At 35.9% G+C, this 13243-nt stretch carries 16 protein-coding genes and 2 tRNA genes; 6 read left to right on the plus strand and 12 right to left on the minus strand.

Translation table 11 applies throughout. From position 1 onward, the window contains the following. Window positions 1-33 precede the first annotated feature (33 nt). The gene (gene pilM / locus WCQ00_00390; GenBank protein MEI6042016.1) at window positions 34-1155 is read right to left on the minus strand and encodes a type IV pilus assembly protein PilM; all 1122 of its coding nucleotides are present in this window, start codon (window positions 1153-1155) and stop codon (window positions 34-36) included. 118 nt (window positions 1156-1273) lie between these two features. Between pilM and WCQ00_00395 the strand changes: the two genes are divergently transcribed. Together WCQ00_00395 and WCQ00_00400 are read left to right on the plus strand one after the other, a co-directional pair. Continuing rightward, window positions 1274-1963, plus strand: a complete 690-nt coding sequence (locus tag WCQ00_00395; GenBank protein ID MEI6042017.1) for a hypothetical protein — start codon at window positions 1274-1276, stop codon at window positions 1961-1963. 126 nt (window positions 1964-2089) lie between these two features. Continuing rightward, window positions 2090-3418 carry an aspartate kinase gene (locus WCQ00_00400; protein MEI6042018.1) on the plus strand — a complete coding sequence of 443 codons (1329 nt, stop codon included), beginning with the start codon at window positions 2090-2092 and terminating at the stop codon, window positions 3416-3418. A 62-nt stretch (window positions 3419-3480) separates the two neighbouring features. On the opposite strand, the gene WCQ00_00405 is transcribed toward WCQ00_00400, so the two are convergent. Both WCQ00_00405 and WCQ00_00410 read right to left on the minus strand, forming a co-directional pair. Beyond that, window positions 3481-3909 carry a hypothetical protein gene (locus WCQ00_00405; protein MEI6042019.1) on the minus strand — a complete coding sequence of 143 codons (429 nt, stop codon included), beginning with the start codon at window positions 3907-3909 and terminating at the stop codon, window positions 3481-3483. A 2-nt stretch (window positions 3910-3911) separates the two neighbouring features. After that, window positions 3912-4003 (minus strand) — tRNA-Ser (locus WCQ00_00410). A gap of 391 nt (window positions 4004-4394) precedes the next feature. On the opposite strand from WCQ00_00410, the gene WCQ00_00415 reads away from it, so the two are divergent. Beyond that, entirely contained in the window at window positions 4395-4637 is a 243-nt protein-coding gene (locus tag WCQ00_00415; GenBank protein MEI6042020.1) for a glutaredoxin domain-containing protein, read from the plus strand. A gap of 40 nt (window positions 4638-4677) precedes the next feature. On the opposite strand, the gene ung is transcribed toward WCQ00_00415, so the two are convergent. Beyond that, the gene (ung, locus tag WCQ00_00420; protein MEI6042021.1) at window positions 4678-5358 is read right to left on the minus strand and encodes a uracil-DNA glycosylase; all 681 of its coding nucleotides are present in this window, start codon (window positions 5356-5358) and stop codon (window positions 4678-4680) included. A gap of 80 nt (window positions 5359-5438) precedes the next feature. Between ung and WCQ00_00425 the strand changes: the two genes are divergently transcribed. Beyond that, window positions 5439-5525: transfer RNA gene (locus WCQ00_00425), tRNA-Ser, on the plus strand. A gap of 366 nt (window positions 5526-5891) precedes the next feature. Here WCQ00_00425 and WCQ00_00430 read toward each other — a convergent pair. Together WCQ00_00430 and WCQ00_00435 are read right to left on the minus strand one after the other, a co-directional pair. Further along, window positions 5892-6170: a hypothetical protein gene (locus WCQ00_00430; protein ID MEI6042022.1), complete on the minus strand. Its 279-nt coding sequence runs from the start codon at window positions 6168-6170 to the stop codon at window positions 5892-5894. 5 nt (window positions 6171-6175) lie between these two features. Beyond that, window positions 6176-6598 (minus strand): Hsp20/alpha crystallin family protein, encoded by a 423-nt coding sequence (locus tag WCQ00_00435; GenBank protein MEI6042023.1) that lies wholly within the window; start codon window positions 6596-6598, stop codon window positions 6176-6178. A 135-nt stretch (window positions 6599-6733) separates the two neighbouring features. Here WCQ00_00435 and WCQ00_00440 point away from each other — a divergent pair, with 135 nt between their 5' ends. Further along, window positions 6734-7252, plus strand: coding sequence for an NADAR family protein (locus WCQ00_00440; GenBank protein MEI6042024.1), 519 nt, complete (start codon window positions 6734-6736; stop codon window positions 7250-7252). Window positions 7253-7306: 54 nt separating this feature from the next. Here the strand turns inward: WCQ00_00440 and WCQ00_00445 are convergent, their stop codons facing one another. The 6 genes from WCQ00_00445 to WCQ00_00470 form a co-directional block, all read right to left on the minus strand. Continuing rightward, a complete protein-coding gene (locus WCQ00_00445) occupies window positions 7307-7723 on the minus strand; it encodes a type II toxin-antitoxin system PemK/MazF family toxin (protein MEI6042025.1) in 417 nt (138 codons plus the stop codon). A gap of 71 nt (window positions 7724-7794) precedes the next feature. Beyond that, entirely contained in the window at window positions 7795-8199 is a 405-nt protein-coding gene (gene mscL / locus WCQ00_00450) for a large conductance mechanosensitive channel protein MscL (protein ID MEI6042026.1), read from the minus strand. 74 nt (window positions 8200-8273) lie between these two features. After that, entirely contained in the window at window positions 8274-8696 is a 423-nt protein-coding gene (locus tag WCQ00_00455) for a cupredoxin domain-containing protein (protein MEI6042027.1), read from the minus strand. A gap of 26 nt (window positions 8697-8722) precedes the next feature. Then, complete coding sequence (locus WCQ00_00460) at window positions 8723-9850, minus strand: sulfite exporter TauE/SafE family protein (GenBank protein MEI6042028.1); 1128 nt, start codon at window positions 9848-9850, stop codon at window positions 8723-8725. Between the two features lies 1 nt (window position 9851). Next, a complete protein-coding gene (locus tag WCQ00_00465) occupies window positions 9852-12209 on the minus strand; it encodes a heavy metal translocating P-type ATPase (GenBank protein ID MEI6042029.1) in 2358 nt (785 codons plus the stop codon). Between the two features lie 81 nt (window positions 12210-12290). Then, window positions 12291-12581: a metal-sensitive transcriptional regulator gene (locus WCQ00_00470; protein MEI6042030.1), complete on the minus strand. Its 291-nt coding sequence runs from the start codon at window positions 12579-12581 to the stop codon at window positions 12291-12293. A gap of 139 nt (window positions 12582-12720) precedes the next feature. On the opposite strand from WCQ00_00470, the gene WCQ00_00475 reads away from it, so the two are divergent. Then, the gene (locus tag WCQ00_00475; protein MEI6042031.1) at window positions 12721-13236 is read left to right on the plus strand and encodes a hypothetical protein; all 516 of its coding nucleotides are present in this window, start codon (window positions 12721-12723) and stop codon (window positions 13234-13236) included. The last annotated feature ends 7 nt before the right edge of the window (window positions 13237-13243 follow it).

Consider the following 13243-nt stretch of genomic DNA (forward strand, 5'->3'; position numbering starts at 1 on the left):
CAAGTAAAATCGTTTTTCACTCTTATACAGCTTTTATGACACCTCCTGAAGTCTTCTTAGCGCAATCCCAACAGCAACAGCAAATTCTAGCCCCGCATTCTTCAATACCCCCTCCAAAAAAGCAGGTGCCTCAACTTTACTGAATGGATCTCCAATCTCTACGGTTGTTTGAAAGTTTGCTGCGGCCATTTCTACAATCCCCTTCATAGCAACACCACCTCCTGTTAAAATAACCTTTGAGACAGTTTTATTAAATCTTTTTTGGTAACTCAAAAGTACACTATTTGCTTCTGAAAAAATATAATCCATAGTAAGAGAAATAATTTCATATATTTTTTGCTCATCAGCTGGAGCTAGGGTTCCAAGAGACCTTTTCATATGCTCAGCACTATCAAAAGTAACATTCATTCCCTTAGAGATACTAGTGCTAACCTCTTGAGATCCTTTATTTATTATATGCGATGATTTAATTATACCTCTTTCAATCATATAAATTTTTGTAGCCGCTGCGCCCATGTCAAAAATCATCACAGGCTCAATTTCCCCAGAAATCAAAGCTCTTGTACTACTGAACATCTCAATTTCAAAAAAACCAGTATCAAGCCCAGCTTGATTTACAATAGAACTATAATTACTGAGAACTTCATTATGAATTGATACAACCAAAACCTGTACCTTCTGTGGCACGTTTGTTTTTTCACCCTCTTCATCTTCTGCGTCCACAAAATCTAAATCACCATGTTCATTAGGGATTACCCACCAATCCATAGTCACTTCACTTATTGGAACAGGGATATATTTTCTTGCCTCAAGGGGAATCATTTCTTTTAGCTCCGCATCACTCACTTTTGGTAACTCAATAAGGGAAACAAGACTAGATTTAAATGGAATTGAAACTCCAGAAATAAGACTTGTGACATTCGCTTCCTTAATAATATCTTTTATAGCCTCTGCAATTTTCTCAGCAGGCAGGACTGCTACCTGCCCAACCTGAAGACCTGCATATGGAGCAAGGGCAATTTCTCCATATGTTTCAAGTACGGCCTTGCCACGATGCTTTTTTAATTGCACAACCTTGATAGAAGAAGAGCCAATATCAACACCAATGACGCTTTGGTTGTTTTCTTGGAAAATTCTTTGGAGAAAATTTGACATAGGTGTGTTATGTAAATGTATACAGTGTTGTCTTTACTATTTATACAATAAATAGCCATACAGACATTCTACTGTGCGTAACATTATTATTAATAGTATACACCATAAAAAATAAAATATGAACAATAAACAAATTAATTGTGAAGAAAAAGAAGACAAAAGAGAAAATAGCAAAATTAAATCTATTTTTTGCTATGGAGACGCCGATGTAAAGAAAATGATATGGTCATTTAAGACCGATAAGACATTTTATAAATCGCAAGACAGCCTTATTCCACTAAGGGCTGTAGCTAAAGAACTTGTGAATGAAAATTTGCAAAATATCATTATTTGCGTGCCTTCATCCTCATTTTGGCATAATAAAAAAAGTTTTGACCATATGCACTTATTTATAAGGAATTTAAGAAGATTTTTTGAAGGAATTTGTAAAAACAAATCATTTACAATCACAGATAAGCCGGTTTGCTCAAACTTTGAATATATCCCCTATTCAATAATTCCTCATTTGAACAAGGATTTACAGAAGGGATTAAATAAAAATGAGCGCAGTATACAAACAGTCGGAGCATATCAATTAAGTTATTATTTTAAATTCCGTATAAAATTACTCCTGAAAAAAATAACTAGTCAAACCAATCAAACAGATCAAAACAAGAGTCCTATATTGCAGATTTTAATTATGGACGATGTGATGACAACAGGCTCAACAATAAAAGAGTGCCGTAGGGTTGTATATGAATACTTACAAAAAATAGAGGCGGATGAAGTGGTGCATGTAAACTGTTTAACACTAGCTTATGAAGCCTAATATCGATAAAATACAAAGAAATGAAAAAATGGACATTAGACCTTAAATTATGTAGTATTTTGACCAGATAGATAGTAGTAAATTAAATCAATAAATCAACACACAACCAATAGAAATAGACACGCAATGAAACGTAAAGGTATAAATGCAAACATTAAAGTCGCAAAGTTTGGTGGAACCTCGCTTGCTGACGCAAATCAGATAAAGAAAGTTTTGGCCATCATTCAAGCAGACAGTGAGCTTCAATACATTGTAGTCTCTGCCCCAGGTAAGCGACATTCCAAAGACAAGAAAATTACGTCCCTTTTGGAGAAATGGCATCAGCTTCACAAAAACGGCCATTCCTACGCAAGAGTACAGAAAATTGTTAGCAATAGATTTTCTAAAATAGTTCAAGAGCTTGGAATCAAGCTGGATATTCATGCAGAAATGGTAGAAATTGCGCACTGGATTAACTCTGGTGCAACATTAGACTATGCAATCAGTAGAGGTGAATACCTTATGGGCAAAATTATTGCCATTGCTCTTGAATATGATTTTGTGGACCCAGCAACTTGCATTAATTTTAACAGGCAAGGACAACACATTGAGGATTATAAGCAGATTGGAAAAATCCTCAAAGGCAAAAAAGCTGTCATCCCAGGATTTTACGGCGCCTCGCAAGATGGATTCATAAAGACTTTTTCTCGAGGTGGCTCTGACATAACGGGGGCAATAATTGCCTGCGCAGTTAGAGCAGCTGTCTACGAAAACTGGACCGACGTGTCAGGCTTTCTAATGGCAGATCCCAGAGTGGTTGAGAGGCCGATGAAAATTGAATCAATGACTCACCGTGAACAACGTGAACTTTCCTATATGGGAGCCGGTGTATTTCATGAAGAAGCAATGTTCCCTCTTCGAAACACAGGGACTGCTATCAACATAAGAAACACCAATGATCCTAGCAATAGTGGAACGCTCATTGTTGCTGATGGTGGACAAGGAAGAAAACCGTGGGTTATCACGGGCGTTGCTGGTCGCAAAAACTTCACGTCAATTAGAGTGGAAAAGGCGATCATGAACAGACAGGTTGGATTTGCTAGAAAAATTCTCACCATACTTGAGAAAAATGATATCAGTTTTGAGCACATACCAGGGGGTATTGATACGTTAAGCATCATCATTAATGACAAACAACTTTATGGAAAAAAACAAAAGGTTGTGCGAGAAATTAGAAAGATATGTTCACCAGATTTGATTAAAATAACCTCGGGAATGGCTATGATTGCAATTGTCGGACAGGCCATGGTCCACCGTCCTGGAATTGCCGCAATTGTTTTTACAGCGCTCGCAAATGAGAAAATTAATGTGAAAATGATCAATCAGGGATCAAGTGAAATCAGTATTATCATCGGCGTCAAAAACGACGATTATGAGAATGCTGTACGCGCGATCTACGAGGGTTTTGTAGGATAGGGATTTTTCACAATCAACTTGGCCGCTTTGCGTTTTACGCAAAGCGGCCATTCTTTTGTTTATCATTCTACGCTAATCAATCCTTGAACAAATTTAAATATCTTTTCATAAGTATCCTTTGCAATTTCTGCTGTAACAAATTTTGGATCCTCCACTTTCCACCAAATAACTTTTTTATCATTCCTCAGAAAATCTGGAATATATGGCTCTTGTGCCATTGAAACAACAACGTTATGTTCTTCTAGCATCTCTGGGAGTAATCGTCTTGTCTTATTCATTCTTATATTCATGCCATTCAATTCCATTAAATCAAAGAAGTCTTCTGTTAAAAACACATTACACAAAAGCTGCCCCTCAGGTTCATCTACCGCCCCCGTATAAGTACCTGCTGAGTCAGAGTCGTTTGAATCTGTAAGCTTATTATAAATAGACATAGCCATCTGACTTCTGAACATATTTCCCTTGCATATGAATAAAACTTTTTTAGGCATTTTGGCGGAGACGGAGGGATTCGAACCCTCGGTGCCGTTTAAAGGGCACACCTCTTTAGCAAAGAGGCACGTTAGACCACTCTGACACGTCTCCAACATCATTAAGATAGCACAAAATAGAGTATTTTACTACATGATAATTACGACCAATTCAAGGTTTGACACCATCGGTAATTTAATATATCATTCAAACATGCATTTGAATGAATTAGCCAAGTTAATACGCACAGCCGGTGATGAAAGTAGGCTCAAAATCCTATGCATTATTTTTAATAAGAAGAAAATATGCGTATCTGACCTAGCAGAAGAATTGCATATGGGCATAGCCATCGTATCCCATCACCTTCAAGTCATGTCTCGTGAAGGACTAGTAATCCCTGTACGGGACGGCAAAAGAATTTGTTACGAGCTTCCCAAAGAAGCATTTATTAAAGACTTAAAAAAATTTATTTGTAAATACAAATAATAGACTAAAAAATTAAAATATGAATACAACAAATCACAAAGTTATAGTTTACGGAACTCAAACATGTCCATACTGTATATACGCAAAAGATTACTTCAATGAAAATAATATCCCCTTTGAAGACATTGATGTAACAAAGGATCAAGTAAAGGCACAAGAAATGATTACCAAAAGTGGCCAAATGGGAGTACCTGTAATTGATATAGATGGAAACATATTAATTGGATTCCAGCCTGAGGCTTTTGCAGAACTACTAAAATAGCTTATTTGGGGTCAGGCACCATGGTGCCTGACCCCAAATATTATTTCCAATCAATCTCCCTTACTCCACGTTTCTTAAGATATTTATTTGTCTTACTAAAATGCTTGGTACCAAAGAACCCCTTGTATACTGAGAATGGCGATGGATGCGCTGCCTCAAGTACAAGATGTTTTTTTGTATCAATTTTTTTACCCTTCTTTTTTGCATAATTTCCCCACAATATAAAAACCAAGCCTTCTCTCTCAGAAGATAACTTTTCAATTACAAAATCTGTAAATTCCTCCCACCCCTTTTTCTGATGTGACCCTGGAGCATGCGAACCAACAGTTAATGTCGCATTCAAAAGAAGCACCCCTTGTTTTGCCCATCTAGATAAATCTCCACTTTTCTGTGGAACTATATGTAAATCGTTCTCAATTTCTTTATAAATATTTTTTAACGATGGAGGTGGCGTAACCCCATCGTTAACAGAGAAGCACAGCCCATTTGCCTGATTTGGACCATGATATGGATCCTGACCAATAATCACCACTTTCACATTCTCAAACGAACATAAATTGAAGGCTCTAAAGATGTTTTGTTTTGCTGGATAAGTTTCAACTCCACCCTTCAAATACTCTCCATGAACAAAACTAGATAAAGCCTTAAAATACGGCTTTTTAAACTCACCCAAAAGAACCTTCTTCCAGGAATCTTCAATTTTGACTTCCTTATCAAACATTAGCTGTATTATAGGTAAAAAGGCAAAAAATTCAAATAAGTTTGAAATATCTCAAAAATAAGATATACTGCCACATACAAGGAGGATTGGATGAGCGGCTTAAATCAACAGTTTACTAAACTGTCGGCTTGGAAACAGGCCCGTGAGTTCGAATCTCACATCCTCCGCAAAATAATGGGCATAGCCCATATATTTTGCGAGAGTGCAGAATAGGTTGCGAAGCGACCGTAATTCTGCCTCCGCAAGTCATATTACCCTTAAAATTTGACACCCTCTGTATCTTTGTTAAACTATAGGTACAAATAGACTTTTAGTCGCAACCCCAAGCTTTTCCAAGAAGCTTGGGGATTAAATTTACAACATTTTCTATAATCTTATTATATTCAGAAGTATTTAGCCTACCCATTCTTAAGCCTAATCTTTTTGCATCATATAGCGCGGCAGAGACACCTGAAAAATAAAAAACCCACCCAATAGCTGACCCCTAGGCCTAAAACTATTGTGTGGGTTATTTTTATGTCAACCTTCCCCAACTAGCGAGTCAACACTCCAGTCCGATGAAACCAATTCAATAGCATTGCTGTTAACCATCCAACCACATACCCAACAATGAATGTAAATATAATCAAAGTCAGAGCGATACTAAATGAAAATGGCTGTACCTGAAATGGATTGTTAACAAAATGTAATCCAAATATCCAATCCATATAAATCTGGGCCCATCCGATAAGCACAAAAAGACTCCAACATAAGTGAAATCCTCCCATTATACTTCCTGTAGCTAGACCTACTTTATTTTTATTAAGATTCATGAGTGTTATTTATTAAGTTTTATTTTTACTGATTTCTCCTTTGACCCCTCAACAACGGGCATCGTAACCACAAGTACACCATCCTTATATTCCGCTTCTGTCTTAGAAGAATCTACAGCTTTTGGTAGTCTTACAGATCGAGAAAAGGAACCCCTCTTTATCTCCTTACTGTAGTAATCCTTTTTATCAACCTCCTTTTCTTCCTCCCTGCTGCCAGAAATTGTTAACATGTCATCCTCCAGTGAAATATCAAGTTCGTCAGACTTAATTCCAGGCAAGCTCATTTTTGCAATAACTTTATCTTTTTCTTCGTAAATATCGACAGCAAGATCCATACCCAATTTAGGCATAACCGGAAAAGATGGGAAAATGCGATCATCAAAAAATTTATCTACCTCACCAAATGGTTCCCATTTAATTATTTGCATAATATTAATTATTTTAATCGTTCCACTAATATAATATACTATCGCTCTAGGCAATTGATGATCGACCTATATATGGTAATTATCTCGCACTGCAAAAAAAAAGCAAACTATGCATAAATAATGTATAGTTTAAATATGAAAAAATTGCTTTATACAGAAGCTGGGCCAAATGGAACTGCATACAAAAAAGGAGAATGGGAGAAGTTTGCCATACACAATGAAAATGAAATAAAGGGCTTTTTTGGCGAATACAGATTTCTGAGTAATTTCTGGCCAGCAAAAGTATTTCTAGATAATGTAGAGTATTCAAGCGTAGAACTTGCATATCAGGCGGCAAAATGGAAACCTGAGTCCAGACAATTTTTCTCTACATGTACAGAATTAGATTCAATAGATTTCAATAGACAAAATATACCAGATGGATACCCTACAGCTATATGGGATTCAATAAAACTATCTATAATGGAAGATTTAGTTAAGCAAAAATTTGACCCAAAAATTAATCCTGAGAATTATCAAAAACTCCAATCTACAAACAACAAACATCTTGAAGAAATGAATTGGTGGGGTGACATATTTTGGGGAACAACAGAAAATGGAGATGGAGAAAATAATCTCGGTAAACTACTAATGGCAGTACGCAAAAATATCTAACTGTGTATTTGACATCCTTGTTTGATTTGATAGAATTCAAATACAAATCGACGCTTAGTCGCTACCCCAAGTCTCCACCAGAGGCTTGGGGATAAAATTTACTATATTTTTAATAACATCGTTATACCCTATTTTATCCAGCTTTCCAATTCTAGGACCTAGCCTTCTACTATCATAAAGCCTTATATGAGAAATCATTACTGATCTAGTCACTGATTTTAATTGGACTTTAATATAATACTTATTATCCTTATTTTGACTAGTCAAAGGAATACCCAAAAATAAATTTCTATTAAACTTTTTAAACACCAAAACGGGTCGTGAAAAAGTATCGCTTTTCCCGTTCTCTTCATCACCTATGTTTACTCCAATTGAACACCAAAAAACATCCCTTTCTTTAATTGAAGGAAATCTTAATCTGACATCTAAACCACTCTTTTTCACAGACCATTTTTCGAAGTCTTTTTCCACTAATTAATTTTAGCAAAATCACATGAGTTTTTGATAAATAAATTCTAAAGAAAAACGAAACAAAATAATTACTAGGAAAGCTTGGATGTACAGAAAGCACACCTTGTTGCCTCTTTTGGAATCTCACTCAAACATTCCGGGCATTCCTTCTTTTTTGGTTCCAACTTTTTCAAATCGCGCTTAGCTCTTGCGATTAATATATTTATTGGAGTTAGAACAAAAAAATAAACAGAGAAAACGATTATGAAAAATGACATTAGTGAATTTATGAAGTCTCCAACCATAAATTTACTGTCGTTGATTGTAAAGAAGATGCTTGAAAAATCAGGAGACTTAACCACAGCCCCAATCAAAGGAGTAATCAAGTCCTTAACAATAGCTTCCACAATCTTACTGAAAGCAGCTCCAACAGCAACTCCAACTGCCAAAGTAATCATGTTATCTCTTAATATAAATTCTTTAAATCCTTTTATCATATTTTTTTATTATATTCCTATTCTATCCTTAAACAGAATAACGTCAACTTTTAGCTCCCTATTATTTGCAGATATTAATTGAAATCTACTTCAAATCTATACATTCCCATTCCACATGTTCCATTTAGTATACCGGCAGCTTGGCTTCCAACATCAATATCCGTTGAACCAGTTTGTGGTAATATTTGATTAACATTCAAACTTGCAATTCTTATAGACGAGGAGCAATCAAATGTACCTCTAGTTTTGAATCTTATACTAGTTGGAATACCAGCCTTAGCTATACTCTTACTAGGATTATATCCACCCCTAACATCAATTTCAATAATTTGCTTTCCATCTACCACCGTGACATTACTCGCGTTACTATCTGTTTCTCCTGTTCCATTCACACCCCCAGTAATTCCAGACGCCCCATTGTTTCCACTCGATGAAACTATGAATGCCACTATAATTAAAAGTAAGGCAAATATTACTGCTGCTATGGTTGTTTTCATATATTGTGTTTTATCGGACATAAAGATTAAAAATTAAAGATTGGTGAAATAAACCCAATCGCCACCAAGCTATTTATTAAATTGAAGATAGCAAACATAATTACAATAAGACCAGCCGTCTTAAAGAATATCCCCTGTTTTGTGCTATTTTTTATACTAAATGAACTAAAGCTAATAAGTGCGAGAACTGGAAGCGTACCTAACGCAAAGGAAAGCATTGTTAAGGTACCGCCCATAAAACTACCTGTTGTTAAACTATATAATTGCATTGACTGAGTAAATCCACAAGGTAAAAAGAAAGTTGCAATACCTACGAGTAATGGAGTTAAGGTGTGATTTAATTTTGATACGCCGTGCGCTCTCTGTGAAATAAATCTTGGCATCCCCGGTTGTAGTTTTTTAGCCCAAGGAAAAACATCGAGCAAATTTATACCTAAGATGAACATTACAACGGCTATCAATATTCCGAGAATAAATGTTGCATAAGCACTTAATGTAAATGCACTTCCTACAGCACCAATTACTCCACCCAAAATAAAGAACGATATCAAACGCCCTCCATGAAACATTATTTGAGGTTTAATTCTATCTCCTTCTTTTGCAAAAGTAGCAGACATTGAAAGTAATAGACCACCAACAACTGCCATACATGATGAAAGTGATGCAATTATTCCGACTACAAACGATGTACCATATGTCACATTTCCTCCGCCAACAAGATTTATAAGGCCAACTTTTTGAAGTAGTAAAAATAAAATTAGAAAACCAAGTGCGACAGGACCTGCGATTTTAAAATCAGACCATTTTGAAACGCTTGCTCCTTTTGTGTGCTGAGAATTCAGAACACCTCCATCTTTAGACCCAAACACTTCTTTATGTTCCTCTCCAGAAGAAATTTTATATCCATGCTTTTCTACAAGTAACGACAACTCTTTTGCAATATCTTCCTCACTCTTACCTTTGAAATTTCCAATCACTTCAACACATCCCCCACCTAAATTTGCTACAGCTTTTTCCACCATTGCATGATCATTTAATTCAGTTTCAGTTAGAAGTACACAGGCGTTACAATGCATTCCCTTGATAAAGAATTTATATTTTTTAGACCCATCTATTTCTTCCTGCATTCTACCCGTATTATTTTGATTATGCATATTATTTTAATTTTTTAGTTTCAAGTCTTAGTGAGTTTGTCACAACAGAAACACTACTTCCGGCCATTGCCAATCCTGCGAAAACGGGATTCAGAGTTATACCCCATATTGGATACAGTAACCCAGCAGCTACAGGAATTCCAATTATATTATAAATAAATGCCCAGAAAAGATTTTGCTTTATTGTTCTCATTGTAGTTTGAGAAAGATCAAACGCCTGTGACAGTTTATTTAAGTCCCCATGTAAAAGCGTAATGCCAGATGACTCAATAGCAACATCAGTTCCTGTAGCCATAGCGATTCCAACATCAGCTTGAACCAAAGCCGGAGCATCATTAATTCCGTCTCCCACCATTGCTACTTTTTTACCTTCTGCCTGAAGCTCTTTAATTTTTCCAGCCTTCTCAGCAGGTAATACTTCTGAAATCACATTATCGATATTTGCTTGCTTGGCAATATACATTGCTGCCAAATGATTATCTCCGGTAAGCATCACTACTTTGATTCCACGCTTATGAAGTTTTGAAATCGCCTCCACTGACTCTTCTTTTAGAGTATCGCTAAGTGCAATTAATCCAATTTTTTGCGAATCAATCTCCACAATAACCACGGTCTTACCTTGTTCTTGTAATTCTTTTATCTTTTCGATTTCTTGCCCTCTACCAACATGACTTATCTCATTTAAATTTGGTTTGTGAACATAAATAATTTTCCCCTCACCTTCTCCTCTCACACCAACTCCTTCAAGTGCAATAAAATTTTCTATCTTAATAAGAGTAATATTTTTTTCAATTGATTTATTAACGATAGCTTCAGCAAGAGGGTGTTCTGAAAGTTTTTCAACACTGGCTGCAAATTGCAAAATATGATCATCGCTGAATTCCTCATGCAAAATAATAACATCAGTTACTTCTGGCTTTCCTTTTGTAATTGTTCCTGTCTTATCAAGTACCACCGTATCAACATTACTTAATTTCTCAAGAGCCTCAGCATCCTTAATCAGGATTCCGTATTCAGCCCCCTTCCCAACCCCAACAATGATTGCTGTTGGAGTTGCAAGTCCTAGGGCACATGGGCAAGCAATAACTAATATTCCAACAAAAGCTAAAATTCCAAAAGAAAGTGCCGACGAGAAACCAAGAAACATTGTTCCAACAGTTAGCCATACAGCAAGAGTGAGTATTGATACACCAAGAACAATAGGAACAAATACTGCAGATATTTTATCAGCAAGCGCTTGTATGGGTGCTTTGGAGCCCTGTGCCTCCTCTACCATTCTAATAATTTGTGACAAAAGTGTGTCTGCGCCAACTTTTGTGGCAATAAATTTAAAATTACCTTGTTTGTTAATCGTTGCACCAACAACCAAATCTCCAACTTTTTTTTCAGCAGGAATAGACTCCCCAGTAATCATAGATTCATCTACGCTAGACACACCTTCAATTATTTTCCCATCAACTGGAATTTTTGCTCCGGGTTTCACGATAACGATATCTCCAATCTGCACTTCATTTATAGATACTTCAACTTCAATTCCATCTTTTAAGACAAGAGCTATCTTTGCCTGCAGTCCAATTAATTTTTCTATTGCCTCTCCTGTTTGAAGTTTAGATTTTGCTTCAAGATATTTTCCAAATATTACAAAACCAATTACAACAATCGTAACATCAAAATATGTATATTCTGGAAGTTGCAACGCAAAAGCGGCTTGAGGAAATAGAGTTATAAAAATACTGTAAATGTATGCAGTTAATGTTCCAATACCAATAAGCGTATCCATATTTGCAACCCTGTATTTTATGAATCTAATAACCCCTTGCAGGAATGGTTGTCCAATCCAAAAAAGAACTATTGTTCCAAGTATCATTGTAATTGAATTAAACAATGACATTGAAATAGGTACCTCTGAAATGTACGATGAAAGCAAAGTCTTCATCAAGATATTCCACACCATGACAATAAATACTAAAATAGCCACGGGCAAAACAAACCAAATTTTATACCTCATCTCTGACAGCTCCTTATTTTTTTCTTCTTTTGATTGTCCAATACCTGTGTGAACACGATGTTCCTCCTCACTCATATTCTCCATACCTGGTCCCATACCATGATCTTCTACACGACTCATACCGTGAATTGCACTTTCATTTTCACCACTAAGTGTATAGCCGAGTTTTTCTATTTCATTATTCATTCTTTCTATTGATGTTTTTTCTGGATCAAATTCAACTACCGCTTTTTCAGTTGCAATGTTAACATTGACGTCCCCCACCCCATCTAATGTACCAATCTTTTTTGAAATTATTGCAGCACAACTAGCGCAATGCATACCTTTGATTTTTAATATTTGTTTTCTCATGTTTATATATAGTGAATTTTGAATTTTGGGGTCAGGCGATTTTGGTCGTAGACCTAAGTCGTGTGCCTGACCCCAAAACTTTTATTTTCTCTTAAGCTTATATACTTTTAGAATCTCAGCTTTTGCCTTTTCTGTTTGACCTTGTGCAACCTGCCTAAGAACACAATGTCCCAAATGATGCTCTAAAAGAAGATCTTCAACGTTAGATAGACCTTGTTTTGCAGCTGAAGTCTGAGTAATTACATCGATGCAATATGTATCGTTTTCGATCATTTGATATAACCCTCTGATTTGACCTTCTATTAATTTTAGACGGCGCAGAATTTTATCTTTCTTTTCATCTTTCTTGATATCTGTTTTTACTGATTTCATATTTCATATTTTATACCCCCTAGGGGGTATAGTCAATTACCTATAACTAGATCCTTCTAAAATCATAAGTTTGGTATTTCTTTATATTTTCTTTATAAACACAGGTCCTGCTGGATATGGTAAACTTAGGTACATAGACATGAAAAAAGAACCAAAAACAATAGCAGTAAATGACAAAATGCAGAAGAACTATACATATGCATTGGTTGAACCTGTTGGTAAAAATTTTGACCCTATCTTCAAGCCTCAACTTACACCTAAAGAAATGCTTGAACTGGGTGTTTTTGGTGGAAAGTACATGACAGACTGTGGTAAGGAGTTTCCTAAGGACTGGTACAAAGAAGCAAAACTCTCCCCTCTCAAATACGATGCCAAAATTAATTATTTTAAAACAAGAGCAAGTCAACCACTTTCTGTTTGGCGTGCCAAGGGATGGATTTATAAAGAAGATCCAAGAGGTTGGTTTCAATGGTATTGCAGATATTATATGGGGAGAAGGATTCCTGCTGAAGATAAAAGACAAATAAAAAGATGGTTTAATATGAGACGTCATGTTTCTCAAATAGTTAACAATTGTAGAACAGCAGATTTTAGCTGTCACACCAGACAGAGGCAAGCAGTTCTTCACTGGGCATATGATAGTAGAAAATTTTAAATAAAAA

It is taken from the genome of bacterium, from assembly GCA_037127815.1.
GTDB lineage: Bacteria > Patescibacteriota > Minisyncoccia > Phycocordibacterales > CAIZLB01 > CAIJKW01.